Annotated in this window: 16 protein-coding genes; 8 read left to right on the top strand and 8 right to left on the bottom strand. The window is 60.2% G+C overall.

All coding sequences use genetic code 11. The features are described from left to right. Positions 1 to 235: 235 nt before the first annotated feature. A complete protein-coding gene (locus AXG89_RS17180; RefSeq protein ID WP_056365119.1) occupies positions 236 to 439 on the top strand; it encodes a cold-shock protein in 204 nt (67 codons plus the stop codon). A 438-nt stretch (positions 440 to 877) separates the two neighbouring features. On the opposite strand, the gene AXG89_RS44645 is transcribed toward AXG89_RS17180, so the two are convergent. Continuing rightward, complete coding sequence (locus AXG89_RS44645; protein ID WP_205583079.1) at positions 878 to 1,270, bottom strand: hypothetical protein; 393 nt, start codon at positions 1,268 to 1,270, stop codon at positions 878 to 880. Between the two features lie 251 nt (positions 1,271 to 1,521). Here AXG89_RS44645 and AXG89_RS17170 point away from each other — a divergent pair, with 251 nt between their 5' ends. Continuing rightward, positions 1,522 to 3,213 carry a methyl-accepting chemotaxis protein gene (locus tag AXG89_RS17170; protein ID WP_062171139.1) on the top strand — a complete coding sequence of 564 codons (1,692 nt, stop codon included), beginning with the start codon at positions 1,522 to 1,524 and terminating at the stop codon, positions 3,211 to 3,213. A 164-nt stretch (positions 3,214 to 3,377) separates the two neighbouring features. Beyond that, positions 3,378 to 3,842, top strand: a complete 465-nt coding sequence (locus AXG89_RS17165) for a hypothetical protein (protein WP_062171137.1) — start codon at positions 3,378 to 3,380, stop codon at positions 3,840 to 3,842. An 18-nt stretch (positions 3,843 to 3,860) separates the two neighbouring features. On the opposite strand, the gene AXG89_RS17160 is transcribed toward AXG89_RS17165, so the two are convergent. Next, positions 3,861 to 4,322 (bottom strand): response regulator, encoded by a 462-nt coding sequence (locus AXG89_RS17160; RefSeq protein ID WP_062003083.1) that lies wholly within the window; start codon positions 4,320 to 4,322, stop codon positions 3,861 to 3,863. A 265-nt stretch (positions 4,323 to 4,587) separates the two neighbouring features. Here AXG89_RS17160 and AXG89_RS17155 point away from each other — a divergent pair, with 265 nt between their 5' ends. Further along, positions 4,588 to 5,286 (top strand): response regulator transcription factor, encoded by a 699-nt coding sequence (locus AXG89_RS17155; protein WP_062003699.1) that lies wholly within the window; start codon positions 4,588 to 4,590, stop codon positions 5,284 to 5,286. Positions 5,287 to 5,406: 120 nt separating this feature from the next. Here AXG89_RS17155 and AXG89_RS17150 read toward each other — a convergent pair whose 3' ends face one another. Beyond that, positions 5,407 to 7,434, bottom strand: a complete 2,028-nt coding sequence (locus tag AXG89_RS17150) for an ATP-binding response regulator (protein ID WP_062171135.1) — start codon at positions 7,432 to 7,434, stop codon at positions 5,407 to 5,409. A 258-nt stretch (positions 7,435 to 7,692) separates the two neighbouring features. Between AXG89_RS17150 and AXG89_RS17145 the strand changes: the two genes are divergently transcribed. Next, positions 7,693 to 8,466, top strand: a complete 774-nt coding sequence (locus AXG89_RS17145; protein ID WP_062171133.1) for an SDR family NAD(P)-dependent oxidoreductase — start codon at positions 7,693 to 7,695, stop codon at positions 8,464 to 8,466. 10 nt (positions 8,467 to 8,476) lie between these two features. Here the strand turns inward: AXG89_RS17145 and AXG89_RS17140 are convergent, their stop codons facing one another. Together AXG89_RS17140 and AXG89_RS17135 are read right to left on the bottom strand one after the other, a co-directional pair. Beyond that, a complete protein-coding gene (locus tag AXG89_RS17140; RefSeq protein ID WP_062171131.1) occupies positions 8,477 to 8,860 on the bottom strand; it encodes a VOC family protein in 384 nt (127 codons plus the stop codon). Position 8,861: 1 nt separating this feature from the next. After that, the gene (locus AXG89_RS17135; protein ID WP_062171129.1) at positions 8,862 to 9,818 is read right to left on the bottom strand and encodes a hydroxymethylglutaryl-CoA lyase; all 957 of its coding nucleotides are present in this window, start codon (positions 9,816 to 9,818) and stop codon (positions 8,862 to 8,864) included. 380 nt (positions 9,819 to 10,198) lie between these two features. Here AXG89_RS17135 and AXG89_RS17130 point away from each other — a divergent pair, with 380 nt between their 5' ends. Both AXG89_RS17130 and AXG89_RS17125 read left to right on the top strand, forming a co-directional pair. Next, entirely contained in the window at positions 10,199 to 11,338 is a 1,140-nt protein-coding gene (locus AXG89_RS17130; protein ID WP_062171127.1) for a fimbrial protein, read from the top strand. Positions 11,339 to 11,690: 352 nt separating this feature from the next. Beyond that, entirely contained in the window at positions 11,691 to 12,092 is a 402-nt protein-coding gene (locus AXG89_RS17125; RefSeq protein ID WP_062172556.1) for a PaaI family thioesterase, read from the top strand. A gap of 29 nt (positions 12,093 to 12,121) precedes the next feature. Here the strand turns inward: AXG89_RS17125 and AXG89_RS17120 are convergent, their stop codons facing one another. Continuing rightward, positions 12,122 to 12,406 carry a hypothetical protein gene (locus AXG89_RS17120; RefSeq protein ID WP_062171125.1) on the bottom strand — a complete coding sequence of 95 codons (285 nt, stop codon included), beginning with the start codon at positions 12,404 to 12,406 and terminating at the stop codon, positions 12,122 to 12,124. A gap of 134 nt (positions 12,407 to 12,540) precedes the next feature. Between AXG89_RS17120 and AXG89_RS17115 the strand changes: the two genes are divergently transcribed. Further along, positions 12,541 to 13,896 (top strand): MFS transporter, encoded by a 1,356-nt coding sequence (locus AXG89_RS17115; protein WP_062171123.1) that lies wholly within the window; start codon positions 12,541 to 12,543, stop codon positions 13,894 to 13,896. A 5-nt stretch (positions 13,897 to 13,901) separates the two neighbouring features. Here the strand turns inward: AXG89_RS17115 and AXG89_RS17110 are convergent, their stop codons facing one another. Next, the gene (locus AXG89_RS17110; RefSeq protein ID WP_062003075.1) at positions 13,902 to 14,969 is read right to left on the bottom strand and encodes a zinc-binding metallopeptidase family protein; all 1,068 of its coding nucleotides are present in this window, start codon (positions 14,967 to 14,969) and stop codon (positions 13,902 to 13,904) included. Positions 14,970 to 15,089: 120 nt separating this feature from the next. Continuing rightward, a complete protein-coding gene (locus tag AXG89_RS17105; RefSeq protein ID WP_062171121.1) occupies positions 15,090 to 15,674 on the bottom strand; it encodes a TetR/AcrR family transcriptional regulator in 585 nt (194 codons plus the stop codon). Positions 15,675 to 15,700 lie beyond the last annotated feature (26 nt).

Below are 15,700 nucleotides of genomic sequence, written 5' to 3'. Positions count from 1 at the left end.
CGTGCGCAGGGGCGGCGGGGCGAATAGTCACATTGCGTGACTAAGCTCAGTCCGAAATAGCTTGACACGGCTCCTCAGCGGACGTAATCTGAGGGTCGAAGTATTTCAAGAAGTTCGATTGCTGTTCATCATTCTCCGTTGTCATCTCCGCGGTATTTGTTGTCCTCTCACTTCCTTGAAACTTCTCTCGCCTCATTCAGAGGTTGCATCATCTTTATATTTTCAAGGATTTAATATGGATACCGGTATCGTCAAGTGGTTCAACGACAGCAAGGGCTTCGGCTTCATTACGCCTGACGCAGGCGGCGACGACCTCTTCGCCCACTTTTCGGAAATTCGCAGCGAAGGCTTCAAGACCCTCGCCGAAAACCAGAAGGTTAGCTTCGAAACGAAGCAAGGCCCGAAGGGTCTGCAAGCTTCGAACATTACCCCGCTGTAATTGACGGTGTAATTTGTTTCAGCGTGTGAATTGGTTCGCACCGGTTCACACGTGTATCAAGCGTTTCGCGGAGCTTTGGCTCCCGGTTGCGGCAGCCGTATCAACCAGGTGATCTTTGAGTTATCAGGTTCCACGGCGCCGCTGCCATCAGCATTGCACCTGTCTGCCTCTGCTTGCATGTGTTGCACCTCCACTTTAGTCCGCTGTCGCATTAGTCCTCTGCCGCTTTAGTCCCCTGCAATCTCCTGCAACACTCCGCTGCTACATCGCGATCGAGCTGCGAACGTTTTGAGTTCGTCGCCGCGTTGTACCTCGGGCTGCTTTCTGCTGTATTTCTGCTGCTCCTCTGCGAATTCATGGCCTCGTGCCAGCAACGACGCGTCCTTGCACAAGCTTTTGTGGGACGGCGTTCATTCGTGTGTATCACCCATGCATAACTCAAACCATAACTCTAAAATTTCGCAGTATCACGGCTACAAAGTCATAGCTTTCGCACATCGTCTGCCGGACGGATTGTTCGCGTCCAATTTGCTGCTTGAACGTAACAGCGGCACAGGCAAAGGCAATCGCTATCAATTTCATGCCCTTGACTACTTCAAGGACGAAGCGCAAGCAATCGGCCACTCCCGCAAGTGGGCCCGCAACTGGGTCGACGATCGCGGCTGATTTCAGCCGGTCGTGAAAATCCCTGACTGACGCGCGCAATAGTGCGGTCAACATCAATAAGGCGCACCTCGGGTGCGCCTTTGTCGTATGCGTCGGCAAAAAATCCCTCAGGACCACGGGCGCTGCGAAATTCAGTAAAAGATCTGCATCTTTTTCCTCAAGCAATTTTTCTGGCGGTCGATAAACACATTGCCTGGATCGACAAATGTGCGACGGAGCATCACGAAAAAAGTTTATCGCGTTCGAGGGGTGAGAGCCTCGCCGTCTTAAAGCACTTTGCGACAGGCATGGGCCGCGGGCAGGACCATCGATAAAACCGGTCCGCCCGCGCCGCACTCGATCCGCTGGCGGTTCTTTGGGGGCAAAGGCCGCAGCGGCAACTCAGCCGTTATGCCCGTGAGGGCAGGAGTCGCCACATGAATCTCAAAGACGTGTCCATCAAGAGCAAGCTCATCGGAGGATTCGGTGTGCTCGCCGTCATCGTGCTGGGCGTTTCGGTGATGTCGCTGCACGCTTTAAGCGCCTCGACCGACGGCTTCTCCAGCTATGTGCATGGCCCGAATGCCCGCGCCGATGTCGCCACGCAAGTGCGCACGGCCGTGGATCGCCGGGCAATCGCCGCGCGCAATCTCGTGCTCGTCACGAAACCATCGGACCTCGAGATCGAAAAGGCCGAAGTGATTCAGGCCTCGGAAGATGTGCAGACGAAGCTCAAGCTCCTGAAAACCATGGTCGCAACCGGGCCTGACAGCAGCGACACTGCCCGCAGCCTCGTGAGCGAGGTGGATCGTGTGGAATCGCTCTACGGGCCGGTCGCGAATGACATCGTGGCGTTGGCGCTGAGCGGCAAGCACGACGAGGCCATCGTGAAGATGGACAACGAATGCCGGCCCTTGCTGGCCGCGCTTGTCAGGGCCACGAACGCTTACGCGGAATACACGCGTGGGCGTCAGGAGCAGATGGTGCGCGAGTCAGACGAGCAATACCAGACGCAGCGCAACTGGATGGTCGCGCTTTGCGTCGCCGCGCTTGCGTTGGCAGCCGCCGCGGGCGTATTCATTACGCGCTCGATCACCGTCCCGATCCGCCGTGCAGTCGATGTCGCCAGCACCGTCGCGCGTGGTGACTTGCGAAGCCGCATCGTGGTGATGCAGAAGGACGAAACCGGCCAGTTGCTCGGCGCGCTCGCCGATATGAACGCGCGCCTGATCGAAACCGTGAGCCGCGTGCGTGAAAGCAGCGGAAGCATTGCCAACGCTTCCACCGAGATTGCCACCGGCAATACCGACCTCAGTCAACGGACGGAGGAACAGGCGGCGTCGCTGGAGGAAACGGCGGCGAGCATGGAAGAGCTGACATCGACGGTGAAGCAGAACACGGAGAACGCGCAGCAGGCAAGCGCTCTGGCATCGAGTGCATCGAATGTCGCAGAGCGCGGCAGCAAGGTCGTGAGCCAGGTGGTCGACACCATGCACGGCATCAGCGCGAGCTCGGCGAAGATTGCGGAAATCACCGGGATGATCGAAGGTATCGCGTTCCAGACGAACATTTTGGCGCTGAACGCGGCCGTGGAAGCGGCGCGGGCGGGCGAGCAGGGACGCGGGTTTGCCGTTGTGGCGAGCGAGGTGCGCAGCCTGGCGCAACGGTCGTCGAGCGCGGCCAAGGAGATCAAGGAGCTGATCGCCAACTCGGTGCAGCAGGTCCAGAGCGGATCGGTGCTTGCCGGGCAGGCCGGCGAGACGATGGCCGAAGTCACGCAGGCGGTGGCGCGCGTGACGGACATCATGGAGGAGATCGCGGCGGCATCGATCGAGCAGGGGCGCGGTATCGAACAGGTGAATCAGGCGATCACACAGATGGACGAAGTCACGCAGCAGAACGCGGCGCTGGTGGAGGAAGCCGCGGCGGCATCGCATTCGCTGCAGGAACAAGGGCGCCAGTTGATGGATGCGGTTGCGTTTTTCCAGATGGAGGGTTCTGCGGCGGCGAGCGTGGCGCCGCAAGCTCGTGCGATTGCGAGGGGTGCACAGGGCGTGCAGAAACGAGCGCCGGCCGTTCGCGTCGCCCAACTGAAAGCTGCCGGCGATGACGGCTGGAGCACGTTTTAAACTGCTTTGAGCTCTATAGGAAAACGGCGCGGACGTCTTTGGACTCCGCGCCGTTTTTCATGGTCCTTCCTTGATCGATTGAGTTCGGATATTGCTCGGGAACGCGAACTGCGTTTGGCTCACTGAGATCCCGATCTTCCTTCTTCGAACCACCGGAGCTTTTGATGTCCCTCTATCTTTTGGCATTGCTCATCGGCGTGATTGCCGGTCTCCGGGCGATGACCGCGCCCGCCGCCGTAAGCTGGGCCGCGCACCTTGGCCTCCTGCCGCTGCAGCACACGCCGCTGGCTTTTCTCGGCGCGACGATTACGCCGTACATCCTGACGGCGCTTGCCCTGATTGAACTCGTCACGGACCAGTTGCCCAAGACGCCCAGCCGCAAAGTGCCGATGCAGTTCGGCGCCCGGCTTGTGACCGGTGCCGTGAGCGGCGCCGCGATAGGGGCGGCGGCCGGATCGATGATCGGTGGTGCGGTGGCCGGCTTGATCGGTGCGGTCATCGGCACGTTTGGCGGGGCGAGCGCCCGGGGTGCGCTGGCGCGTGGGTTTGGCCGTGATCTGCCTGCCGCGCTGATAGAAGACACAGTGGCCGTGGTGGGCGCGGTGCTGATCGTCATGGCGATCGGCTGAAGCCAGGCCGCGCACGTGCTAGTAGCTGCGGCGTTGCGGTATCGAAAAGTAGGTGGTCAGCATTTCCGCAAGGCGCCAAGTGGCGCAGGGACGGCGGCAATGGGCATCGAATCCGGCGTGCTTCAGCGTTTCGATGGGGTCCGCCGGCCAGATATTGCTGATTGCGACCAGCAGGCGGCCGGTCATGTCGGCGTCGGGCCGTAGCGCGCTGATGAAGGCGTAACCGGAATCGCTGTCGAGCCGCGTATCCAGTATCAACGCCTGGGGTTTCCAGTTCTGCAGCAATGAACGCGCTGACTTCAGGTTCTGCGTTTGCATCACCTGTAATCCGGTAAGCCGCAGCAATGCTGCCAGCGACTCGCCAATCAGCTTGTCCTGATGCGCGATCAACACGCGGGGCGAACCGACTGGCATACGTGCCTGCTTGCCGCTCCATAACGCAAAGTGTCTCTCGTCATCGGTGCCTGAACGACTGCTCATGATGTCCTCCTCGTGGTTTTTATGTGAGTGGAACGCCGGACCGTGTCTCCTCTCGCTAGCTGCAGCTTCGAGTTCGGTGATGGCGGTGTTGCAGAGTCGATGACGCAGTGTCGCGTTTAAGCGTTCGCCGCAAAACCCGGTCGAGGAGGGGCATGTCGCGCGATTTTCGGGGGGATCGAATACCCTCCCACTGATCCCTGCGAAAGGAGGGGTTGCGGGAGGCCACCTTACCGGTACCATCGAATTGTGATTTTTGGGAATGGCAATGGAAAACGGTAACTTCAAGACGGTGCTGCTGGTCGAGGACGAGGGGCTCACGCGAAGCGCCATGAAGAGCCTGATCCTTGCCAATGAACCGTTACTCGATATCGATGAGGCTGACGGCATCGAACAGGCCAAGGAAAAACTCTCCGGCGGCTCGTACGATCTGGTCTTTCTCGACTATCAATTGCGGGGGAACTCCACGGGCCTCGATCTGCTGAACTGGATCGGGGAACAGGAGCGCGAGGTGCAGACCATCATGCTGTCCGCACAAGATGATCGCGATACGGTGCTGGAATGCATCAGGAGCGGCGCATGCGGATTTATATCGAAAGCGAGTGAGCAAGGCGCGGGCGTGTTTCGCGAGGCGCTCAAGACTATCCTGAGCGGCCGGGTGTATTTGCCTAATAGCGTGCTTGGAAAGGGCGGCCACAGCCCCAAGCCGGTATCGACGCATTCAGGCGTGACGGTCGAGTCGCTGAACCTGCCGCCACGGCTGACGGAAACGCTGCGGTATTTGCTGCAGGGTTTATCGAACAAGGCGATCGCCAGGAAGATGAATATCAGCGAGAACACTGCGAAGGAGTATTCGAGCGATCTCCTTGCGCGGTTTCATGTGACACGGCGAACCTTCCTGATTGTAGAGATGGCGCGCCGGGGAATTGAGATGCCGATGGGTAGTGCCGCGGTGCCGGCAAGGTAAGCGGGGGTTGGGCAGGATCTGAGAGACCAAAAATAAGAAACGCAAGGGCAGGCGAGTCGCCTGCCCATTGCAACCAAGTACACCCGAATCACCGTGTCAGCACTGGCTCGATCTTCTCCTTCAGCACCGCCAGGCCGCTTCAGCAAACGACCTCCCTGATATCAGCGATGCCATCTGCCTGCGCAGTTCCGCAGGACTCACCGGCTTGCTCAGCACGTCGTGATCGCAGGCAAGCGGCACGATCGTCGCGGCGGGCTCGCCCGTCACGACCAGACATGGGCAACGCCGGCCCAACTTGGCGGCGCCGAGCATCGCGACTTCACGGGCGGTCTTTTCATCGCGCAAACGGAAGTCGGTGATGATCAGGTCCGGGTATCGCTCGATCGAACCCAGTATCTGTTCGAACTCCTCGAAGCTGCTGGCCGAATCGAACAGCACGCCCCATTGCACGAGCAGCGCTTCCGTCGATGCCCGCACGAGGCTGTCGTCCTCGACCAACAATACGTACAGCCCTTCGAGCGGCACTTCAAGATAGTCAGCGGTGTCGCCCTTTGCGCGCGGCGCGGCGTCTCCAAGCGGCGAGCCGCAAATCGGCATTTCAAGCGAGAAACGCGAACCACGGCCTTCAGCCGATTTCAGTTCGATCCGATGCTCCTCCAGCATCGAGACCACCGCGTTCACGATCGATAATCCCAGCCCGAGCCCGCGATCGTTGTCCTGCTCCGCATTGCCGACCTGGAAGAACGGCTGGAAGATTGCGTCCCAGTGCTCGGACGCAATGCCGATGCCGTTATCGACCACATCGATGCGCGTACGCGTCGCCGAGCGCACCACGCCCACGATCACAACGGGCTTGGGATTCTTGACGGCATCGGCGTAACGAATTCCGTTGGATACCAGGTTCGCAATAGCCCGTTGAAGCCAGTGCGAGTCGCTGCGCACGTAGACGGGCGCGGCAGGCATGCGCAGGCGCAGATCGACGCCATGCATGGCGGCAAGCGGGCGCAATTGCTCGGCGACTTCGAACACCGCGAGCTTCAGGTCGAACACGTGATATCGCGGCATCACGCGACCCGATTCGAGCCTCGAGAGATCCAGCACGGCGTTCAGGAATCGCGCGAGGATCACGGAGGAACGGCCGGATTCATCGATAAGCCTCGCCGCTTCAGTCACGTCGTCGTGGCGCACGGCTTCGGCGGCCGCTTGCAGGAAGAGGTTGAGCGCGTGCATGGGTTGCCGCAGATCGTGCGTGGCGGCGGCGAGGAAATTGGACTTCTCCTTGCTGGCCGTTTCTGCGGCCAACGTTTGCTGCTCTTTGAGCGATATCAGCGCGCGAGTTTTTGTGTCCTGATCTTTCTTCGATGCCAGCAAGTCGAGGTTTTTGCGCTCCAGTTGTACGTTCGCCGTGAGCAATTCATTGTTGAGCACGCCGAGCGCGCGCTCGGCCGAAAAGCGTTCGCGCGATACCCGTTCCGCGTGAACACACACACCATGTCCGATCACGACCACGTTGAACAGATAGAACATGCCCATGTAGAAATCTTCGGGCGAAAGAATCCGGATGGTGAGCTGCAGCAGGATGATGCTGGAAAACGTGACCACGGCGGCCGTCAACGCGACCTTCGACTTCAGATAGAAGAAACCGAACTGAAAGAAAAAGACCAGGTAAAGGCCGACGAAATACCACGTGTAGTTGAACGGCCGTGGCGTGATGGAAACCAGCAGGAGCAGCAACAGGTTGCAGCCGTAGACGCCCATGAGCGTCACCCGCTGGGATGCGGCATGGGTGGCGAAAGAACCCCGCAGAGCCAGGCTTAGCACGAACATCAGCCAGACGATGCCCGCAAACCGCAGCGCCATGATGTCCATGAACACGGGTTCGAGCACCGTGCTCACGCGCCCGAAATTGAAGTCGTACCAGAGGAAGCAGACCCACACGCTCAACGCGAGCAGCGCGGACGCGCGCCGGAAGGCGCAGAAGCGCCGGCTATGGTCTTCGAGGAACTGCGCTTCCAGCGCAACGTCGGGAAATGCCTTGGGAACCGACAGGTTACGGATGAGGCTCAGGCCTGCGTCGCGTGCGGATGCCGAAACGAGCTGTGACGGCGTTGGCGTGGCGATCTCTGCGGTGTGCTCCGGTACGTCCATGTTTCGCTCACTCGAAAAGAACGTGACCGGCTACTGTAGCGGAGCACGCGTCTTATGAAAACCTCGTAATTGCAGGGCTTTTAAGCGTTCGGCTGGCCATGACCCCGTGTCATTGATTCGATGACGCGCAGGCTATCGTCATTCAAACTCCGCCGCATTACGATTTATTCCCTGTTTGCCGCATCGCCGAGATCTTTTACGAAGTCGGATGCGGCGTTTATTGATCAGATCTAAGCCGATCTATATAGGACGAAAAACATGTCACGCGTTTTCATAACGGGTTCCGCCGATGGCCTCGGGCAGATGGCTGCAGAGTTGCTGGTGGCGCAGGGACATCGCGTGGTTCTGCATGCACGTAACGAAAAGCGCGCCTGCGATGCAATGCGTGCTGTGCCAGGTGCGGAAGCGGTGGTATCGGGCGATCTGTCCAGTATGGACGCAACACGTGACGTTGCCGAGCAAGTGAACCGGCTTGGCCGCTTCGATGCCGTGATCCATAACGCGGGCGTCGGTTATCGCGAGTCGCGGCGTATCGAGACCATCGATGGCTTGCCTCATGTCTTCGCGATCAACACGATTGCGCCTTACATCCTCACAGCTTTGATCGAAAAGCCTGAGCGGCTCGTGTATCTCGGTTCGGGCATGCATGAAGGCGGCGATCCGGGTCTCGATGACCTGCTGTGGAAACAGCGCAGGTGGCAAGGCGCAAGCGCCTATTCGGATTCGAAGCTGCACGATCTCTGGCTCGCATTCAGCGTTGCACGGCGCTGGCCGGGCGTTTTATCGAACGCGGTCCATCCCGGATGGGTGCCGACCAGGATGGGCGGCGCGGGCGCGCCCGACGACATGAAGGCCGCGCCGCGCACGCAAGCATGGCTTGCGGTCAGCGACGATCCTGCAGCAAGCGTGACGGGCGAATATTTCTTCCATATGAAACCGCGCAAGCCGAGTGCGGCCGCAAGCGATGAGCGTTTGCAGGACGGCCTGATCGCAGCATGCGAGCGACTGACCGGTATTCGTCTGCCGAATTGAACGCCGTGGATCAGACCAGTTCGGAAATCTCGATCAAATTCAGATCAGGGTCGCGGACATACACCGAGCGGATTTTTTGCGTTGCACCGGTCCGTTCGACCGGCCCCTCGATGATCGGCCAGTTGCACTGGTTCAGATGTGCAATGACGTCGGCCAGGGGAACGGCTGCGATAAAACACAGGTCGAGCGCGCCCGAAACCGGCAGATGCGCCTTCGGCTCGAATTCCTTGCCGCGAACATGCAGGTTGATTTTCTGCTTGCCGAAGCGAAACGCGCTGCGCCCCTCGCCGAAGGTTTCGAGCTGCATGCCAAGGACTTCCGTGTAGAAGTGGCGAGTCGCCGTTTCATCGATGCAAGTCAACACCAGATGATCCAGATGATCGATGAGGGTCATATCAAGCTCCTTCGTGTGCGGCTGTTCTTTGCTGATCGGGCGGGGCGTCGTGAAGATCGAGCCGGCGGCCGGCCTTGAGAATCTGGCTGGGCACATCGTGGCCGATCAACCCGGGCAACAAAGCCGATGCCTTAAGCACGGCAGCGAGATCGACACGGGTATCGTAGCCGTCGAGCGCCAGCATGTGCACGAGTTCTTCGGTACAGACGTTGCCGCTCGCGCCTGGCGCATACGGACAGCCGCCAATGCCTCCCAGCGACGCATCGAAACGATCGATACCCGCTTCCAGCGCCGCGAGAGTGTTGGCAAGCGCCATGCCGCGCGTATTGTGAAAGTGCAGCGTCAGTTCGAGCGCGGGAAACACTTTGCGCACGCGCTCGCACAAGGCTTTCACTTGCGACGGATAAGCCATGCCGGTGGTATCGCAAAGGGTCACGCCGTGCACGCCGAGCGTGGCGAATTCTTCCGTCCAGCGCAGCACTTCTTCAACGGGAATGTCGCCTTCCATCGGGCATCCCATCGATGTCGACAGCGACACGTTGATGGCAACCGGCGTCGACTTCACCACGCCGATCACCTCGCGCAACTGGGCGAACGACTGCTCGCGGCCCATGCGCAGGTTCGCGCGGTTGTGAGTTTCGCTGACCGACATCACGAGGTTGACTTCATCCACGCCGCACGACAGCGCGCGTTCCGCCCCGCGCACATTCGGCACGAGCACGGTGTAGACCACGCCTTCGCGCCGCGTAATGCCGTGCATCACGGCTTCGGCGTCGCGCAACGCGGGAATCGCCTTAGGCGACGTGAACGACGTGACTTCGATCTTCGCGAAGCCGCACGTGCTCAGGGCATCGATCAGGGCGATCTTTGCGTCGGTATCGACGAACTGCGTTTCGTTCTGAAAGCCGTCACGGGTCGCGACTTCCTGGATATACAGGCGTTTATGAATTGTGGTCATGGCAGTGGTTCCTGTTTTCGTGCGATGCCGCTGGTAGCTGAGGCGTGGCATCGCCACGTTTGAGCGCCGCAAGGTCTCGGATGCTCATCATGCCGTCCACACACCAAGTCGAGAATTGCCAATTTTTCCATTACCGTTTCCAAACAAGAAACGGTCCGTGCTTTGGACTCATGACAGCGACAAACCAAACGGGCTCAGGCGCGAACAACTCATGTTAATCAAGCGTTTTGTTGGAAGACTGCTGTTGTCAATTTCGAGGTGGACGGTCATGGCACGCGGTCGGTAGGGTGTCGGTGCCTCAGTGCCTCGGTGCGCCAAGGCCGGACTGCACATCGGCTTGATTCCGGCTTACATATTGACCTGCTACCTGAAGGGCTTCAATGTTTATGTGGCCAAAAACCGCATTCGTTTCATCTGCCACTAGCAGCACCGACCGCTCGGCGAACAACCGCTTTTTTGCTATCGATTGGGGCATCCAGACCTCTTTCAGCAGGCACCTTTTCTTCATTGCGCTTACAGCGTGCATTGTCTTCAGCGCGACGTCCGCACGCGCCAGCCTGACATGCACTTACCCGGTGAACGTAAGCAAAGTGCTTGCCGCAGGAACCATTTCGGTCCCGGCGTCGCCTGCTGTGGGGGCCACGGTCAAGACGCTGGCACCGGATGCGTTTCAGATACCGTGCAGGCTTCTTTCGTCTGCGCCCGTCTCGACTTCAGCCGACGAATACGCCATTTTTAAGACGACCGCGTCGCTGGCATCAGGGTTTAGTGATGTCTATGCGACCAACGTCCCAGGCCTGGGTGTTCGCTTTGCGTTCAACGCACCGGCGTGCAATGCGGTTAATGCCACGCTGGACAAAGGAGAGGTCAGGCTGACCTGTCCCGTCAACACGCCGGTCGGTGGACCTTATGTAAATATCGATATCGCAAGTGTCGTCAGTCTCGTGACGACCGGTCCTGTCGCCGCGGGAGCATCGAGCCTTTTAACAATCCCGACCGTCACGATCACCTATCAGCACTCAGACAGTCCTGGCAATAGTTACCAGTTTGGTTCGCTTTATACGGGCACGGCAAGCGGCACGCTCAGCACTGCCACCTGTTCAGTACAGACCGACGCTCCGGTCGTTGCGCTCCCCACCGTATCCGTACGCGGATTTTCAGGCGGCCTGGGAACCACGGCCGGCGCTCAATCGTTCAACCTCAGCTTTGCCTGTGCAACCGGCGCACAAGTTTCCATAGTCATCACCGACGCAGTCGATCCGTCGAACCGTTCGAACGTGCTTAACCTCGCGTCTGAATCGACGGCCAAGGGCGTTGGTGTACAGGTCCTCAGGGACAAGGGCACGCCGGTAAGTTTCGGTCCGGATGCGGCGGGGCCGAATGTGCCGAATCAGTGGTTGATCGGTGCTTCGCCGAACGGCGTGCTCGTGCTGCCTTTAACGGCGCAGTACATTCGTACCGGAAACGTCACGGCCGGATCGATCAAGGCATTGGCTACATTCACGATGTCGTACCAATAGCCGCACGGGCTCAGACCGGTTTGAACGCGGTGCGAAATAGACGTCGCTATCCGGAGCTGGTCGCAGAGCAGTAGTTGGGCGGCTATAAACCGCAGGCGATTGCCTGAGCGCTTTATCGGACGTCGATTCAGTTTGCGCACGCGTACATCTCGCCGCTCCCGCAAAGATGGACAGGCTTGCCAGGGGATAGCCTGCAGGCCAACGACTTCGCCGTGGCCTGGTTATAGTGATCGAATCAATGTTCCGGCCGGGATCGAAGTTAGCTTTTTTTCCGGTCGATCCTATCAAGATTCACGAGACCGGACTAAGTGCTGCGGCGATAACTCCGGTCGGCAAAGGAGATCTTTTCCCGATGTCCAATCTCGTCCTCGACAATCCTTTCCTCGAATACCTCGATGCTCGGCATGTAGGCTGGAAGGAAGGTTACGCCGAATTCCGTATGCCGATCCAGCCGAAGCACCTGAACCGGCGCGGTGTGTTGCAGGGCGGGGTGGTGGCGACGCTGCTCGATGCCGCCTGCGGTTACGCCGGCTTGTATGCACCCGAGGAAGAACCTGCCAGGCACGGCTTCACGTTGTCGCTGACGGTCAATTACCTGGATACGGGGCTGGGTGAAAGCGTGACGGCGAAGGGCTTCATCGAAAGACAGGGCCGCAGCATTTTCTTCTCACGCGGCGAGGCGTGGGTGGACGACAAGATCCTGATCGCGAGCGCGCAAGGGACGTTCAAATCGGCGGGACTCAAAAAAGGCTGAGGGAGCGCGGTCAGTGGCGCTCCCGATGCTTATGCAGCCGGCTTCAATATGACCTTGGTCCAGCCGTTGCCGCGTGCGTCGAAGTGCTTGTACGCTTCGGGCGCCTCGTCGAGCGGCAATTCGTGCGAGATGATCGGGACTTCATGGCCCTTGCAACTGCATTGATAACCCACGCATTCGCAGCCCCGGTCAGCGCCTTCACCACCGGTCAGTTCCAGCGCCTGGTCGACGGCGGAACCATCGCTGTCATCGATACCAATGACTGGCGTACTTCGAACTCGTGCAGATTGCGAGGAGACGGCAAAGGACGGCATGGTGTTCGTGTCGCCTGGGTCCTACCACTATGACGCGATCGTTCTAGGAGTCTGGTTTATGGTCGCATCTACTCAAAGGGGACCCATCAATCCAACAAACAGCCAAGGCCAGTCCTTTATCCGGGAGTCATCGAATGTCGAGAACATTGGAAGCCGCGCCTCCCGAAGTCGATCTGAAAACGCTGCGCAAAGTGATTCTCGCGGCGTCGATCGGCAACTTCGTCGAATGGTTCGATTTCGCCGCGTACGGCTTTCTCGCGACCATCCTCACACGCGAGTTTTTTCCGAGCGGAGACCCCGCTGTCGGATTGCTCAAGACCTTTGCCGTGTTCGCCGTGGCGTTTGCGTTCAGGCCGCTCGGCGGAATTGTGTTCGGCGTGATCGGCGACCGGATCGGCCGCAAGCGCACGCTGGCGCTGACTATTTTGCTGATGGCGGGCGCGACGACATTGATCGGTTTATTGCCGACTTACGCCGCCGTCGGCGCATTCGCGCCGCTGCTCTTGACGGTGATCCGCTGCGTGCAGGGCTTCTCGGCGGGCGGCGAATACGCCGGTGCCTGCGCCTACGTGATGGAACACGCGCCGCAGCACAAGCGTGCGCGATATGGCAGTTTCGTGCCGGTCTCGACGTTTTCTTCTTTCGCGGTCGCCGCGGTCGTGGCCTACGCGCTCGATGCCTCGCTGTCCGCCGATGCCATGAGTTCGTGGGGCTGGCGCGTGCCATTCCTGGCGGCCGCACCGATCGGCTTGATCGGGCTTTATCTGCGGATGAATCTCAACGAAACGCCGGCGTTCCGTGCGCTCGAGGGCGAGCACGCCGTGGCGCACGCGCCATTACGCGATACGCTGCGCACGCAGGCGGCAGGCATCCTGAAGCTGGGCGCGTTCATCTCCGTGACGGCGTTGTCGTTTTATATGTTCACGACGTACTTCGCGACTTACCTGCAGGTCGCCGGCCATCTGAATCGCGCGACATCCTTGCTGATTACGGTGATTGCGCTGTTTTTCGCGGCTGCGCTGTGCCCGCTCGCAGGTTTGTATTCAGACTTCGTTGGACGCAGGAAAACCGTGCTGACGACGTGCGTGATTTTGATCGCGACCGTATATCCATCGTTTTCGCTTGGCAGTTCAGGGCAGTTCCTGCCGTCGGTGCTGGGGGTAGGACTGCTGGCGATCGGCGCAGTGTTGTCGGGCGTGGTGACCGCACCTTTGTTGTCCGAAATATTCCCGACGCGCACACGCTACACCGCTTCAGCCATCACCTATAACCTCGCTTACACGATCTTCGGCGGCACCGCGCCGCTCGTCGCCACGTGGCTGATCACGACGACCGGCAACAACATGTCGCCGGCGCTGTACCTGATCGTTATTTCGGTGATGGGCCTGATTGGCGGGATGATGTTGCCGGAGACGTCGAAGGTATCGTTGCACGGCGGGCAACCGGCTTCGTACAGTGCGAGCCCGGCAGCCCTCAAAGCCGTGGCGTAGGAAGTTTATTGCTGGACTTGCCCCGCGGCCGCGATCACGCGATGCACGAAGCGCAGCTTTTCGACCACCGGCGGCGCGAGCGCGAACGGGTACGCGTCGGGCATGCCGAGACTGCGATTCAGGCTGTTTAGCGCATAGGTGAGCGGAAACCACTGGTGCATCAGGTGGTCGAAGGTCGCTTCGCCGACGGGCGGCTGCGCCACGAGCGTGGGATCGAGCGTGTTCAATGGCGCGAGGGCTACGCCGCAAGCACGGGCGGTATCGATGGTGTCGAAGATGTGCAGGTAATGCGCCCATGTCTCCGCCCAGTCTTCCCACGCGTGCGTGGTCGCGTAGCCGCTCACGAACGACTTGTTCCAGTCCGGCGGCGGACCTTCCTTGTAGTGGCGCGCGAGCGCTCCGCTGTAACTCGCGCGTTCGTCGCCGAACAGCATCCGGAAACTGTCGATCCACGGCGTATCCGCGATCAGCCGGTCGAAATAGTAGTGGCCGATCTCATGCCGGAAATGCCCCAGCAAGGTACGGTAGGGCTCGCCCATCGCGAGGCGGGCGCGTTCGCGCTGGGCATCGTCGGCCTCGGCGATGTTCATCGTGATCAGGCCGTTGTCGTGGCCCGTCAGCACGCGTTTGCCCCGGCCATCCTCCATGAATTCGAACTGCAGCCCCGTCTTCGGATTGTCTTGGCGGGAGTCCACGCGAAGTCCGAGCGCGCCGAGCGTGTAGAGCAGGCGCCGCTTTGCCGCTTCCAGCCGGAACCAGTAGTAGCGACGATTGGGCACGCCGAGGTTCGGAATGGTGTGGGTCAGGCGGCATGCGTGGCAGAGGGGATCGCGTGAATCGGCCGGCACCATCCAGTTGCAAACTTTTTCGACGGCGTAGTTGTGACACGGCTTGTACAGGCCCGCGTCGCCGCGTTCGGGGTGGCGGCTGCGCCAGAGGCCGTCGCCCGCGTCTTCGAACGCGCTGATTTCGGCGAGTTCGGGAATGAAACCCAGCAGGGACTCGCAGCGTTCGCAGCGGAAGTTCTCGAAGAACACCAACTGATTGCAGTGATTGCAATGGAAAGTTTTCATGAGCCCGGAGGTCGGAGTGCGCGCGATGTGCGTGACACAAGTCCCGGTCAAGCCTGGAACATGCGCAAAATGTGGCGGTTCGGCGAGCGTACACCTTATTGCGCAGCAACCTGCATGCCGCTAGTTCAGGCGCGCGGTGAGATACGCCGTCACGGCGGTCTTGTATTCGTCGATGAGAAGACGCCGTTCCTTCGGTTTCGCGGCCATGTAGAGCGGCGGAAGGCCCTTCACGATCTGCAGAAGCACCTCGGCGACGCGCAGTGCGTCGGCCGGCGCCAGGTCTGTGCGCCGGTGCGCGAACAGTTCCGCGAAGCGTTGCCGCAGGCGGCTGCGGTCGTCGTCGCTGCGATTGGTGGGTGTGGACGCCGCCGATAACGCCAGATAAGCCGGATGGTCGCCGATAAACCCTGTCATCAGGTCGATCAGCCGCCCGGCGAGCTCGGGCGTGCTGGCGGTGCGTGCATGCCCGGCGAGCGCGCTCCAGCGTTCGTCCATGAGCGCGCCATACTCGGTGCGCAGCGCGATGGCGAGCGCGTCCTTGTTCGGGAAATACTGGTAGACCGCACCAATCGATACCCCCGCGCGTGCGGCGATCCCGGTCATGGTGGCGGCTTCGAGGCCGCGTTCGGCGATGACGGTGCCGGCGGCCGCGAGCATGTCCTGCATGCGCTTCTCGGCGCGTTCTTGCTGGGGAATGCGTCGCATGGTTGAACGTCGGGGTCAGGGAGCGC

This window comes from Burkholderia sp. PAMC 26561, assembly GCF_001557535.2.
GTDB lineage: Bacteria > Pseudomonadota > Gammaproteobacteria > Burkholderiales > Burkholderiaceae > Caballeronia.
The sequence above is the reverse complement of the archived record's forward strand: the minus strand, read 5'-3'. Positions and strand labels throughout refer to the sequence as shown.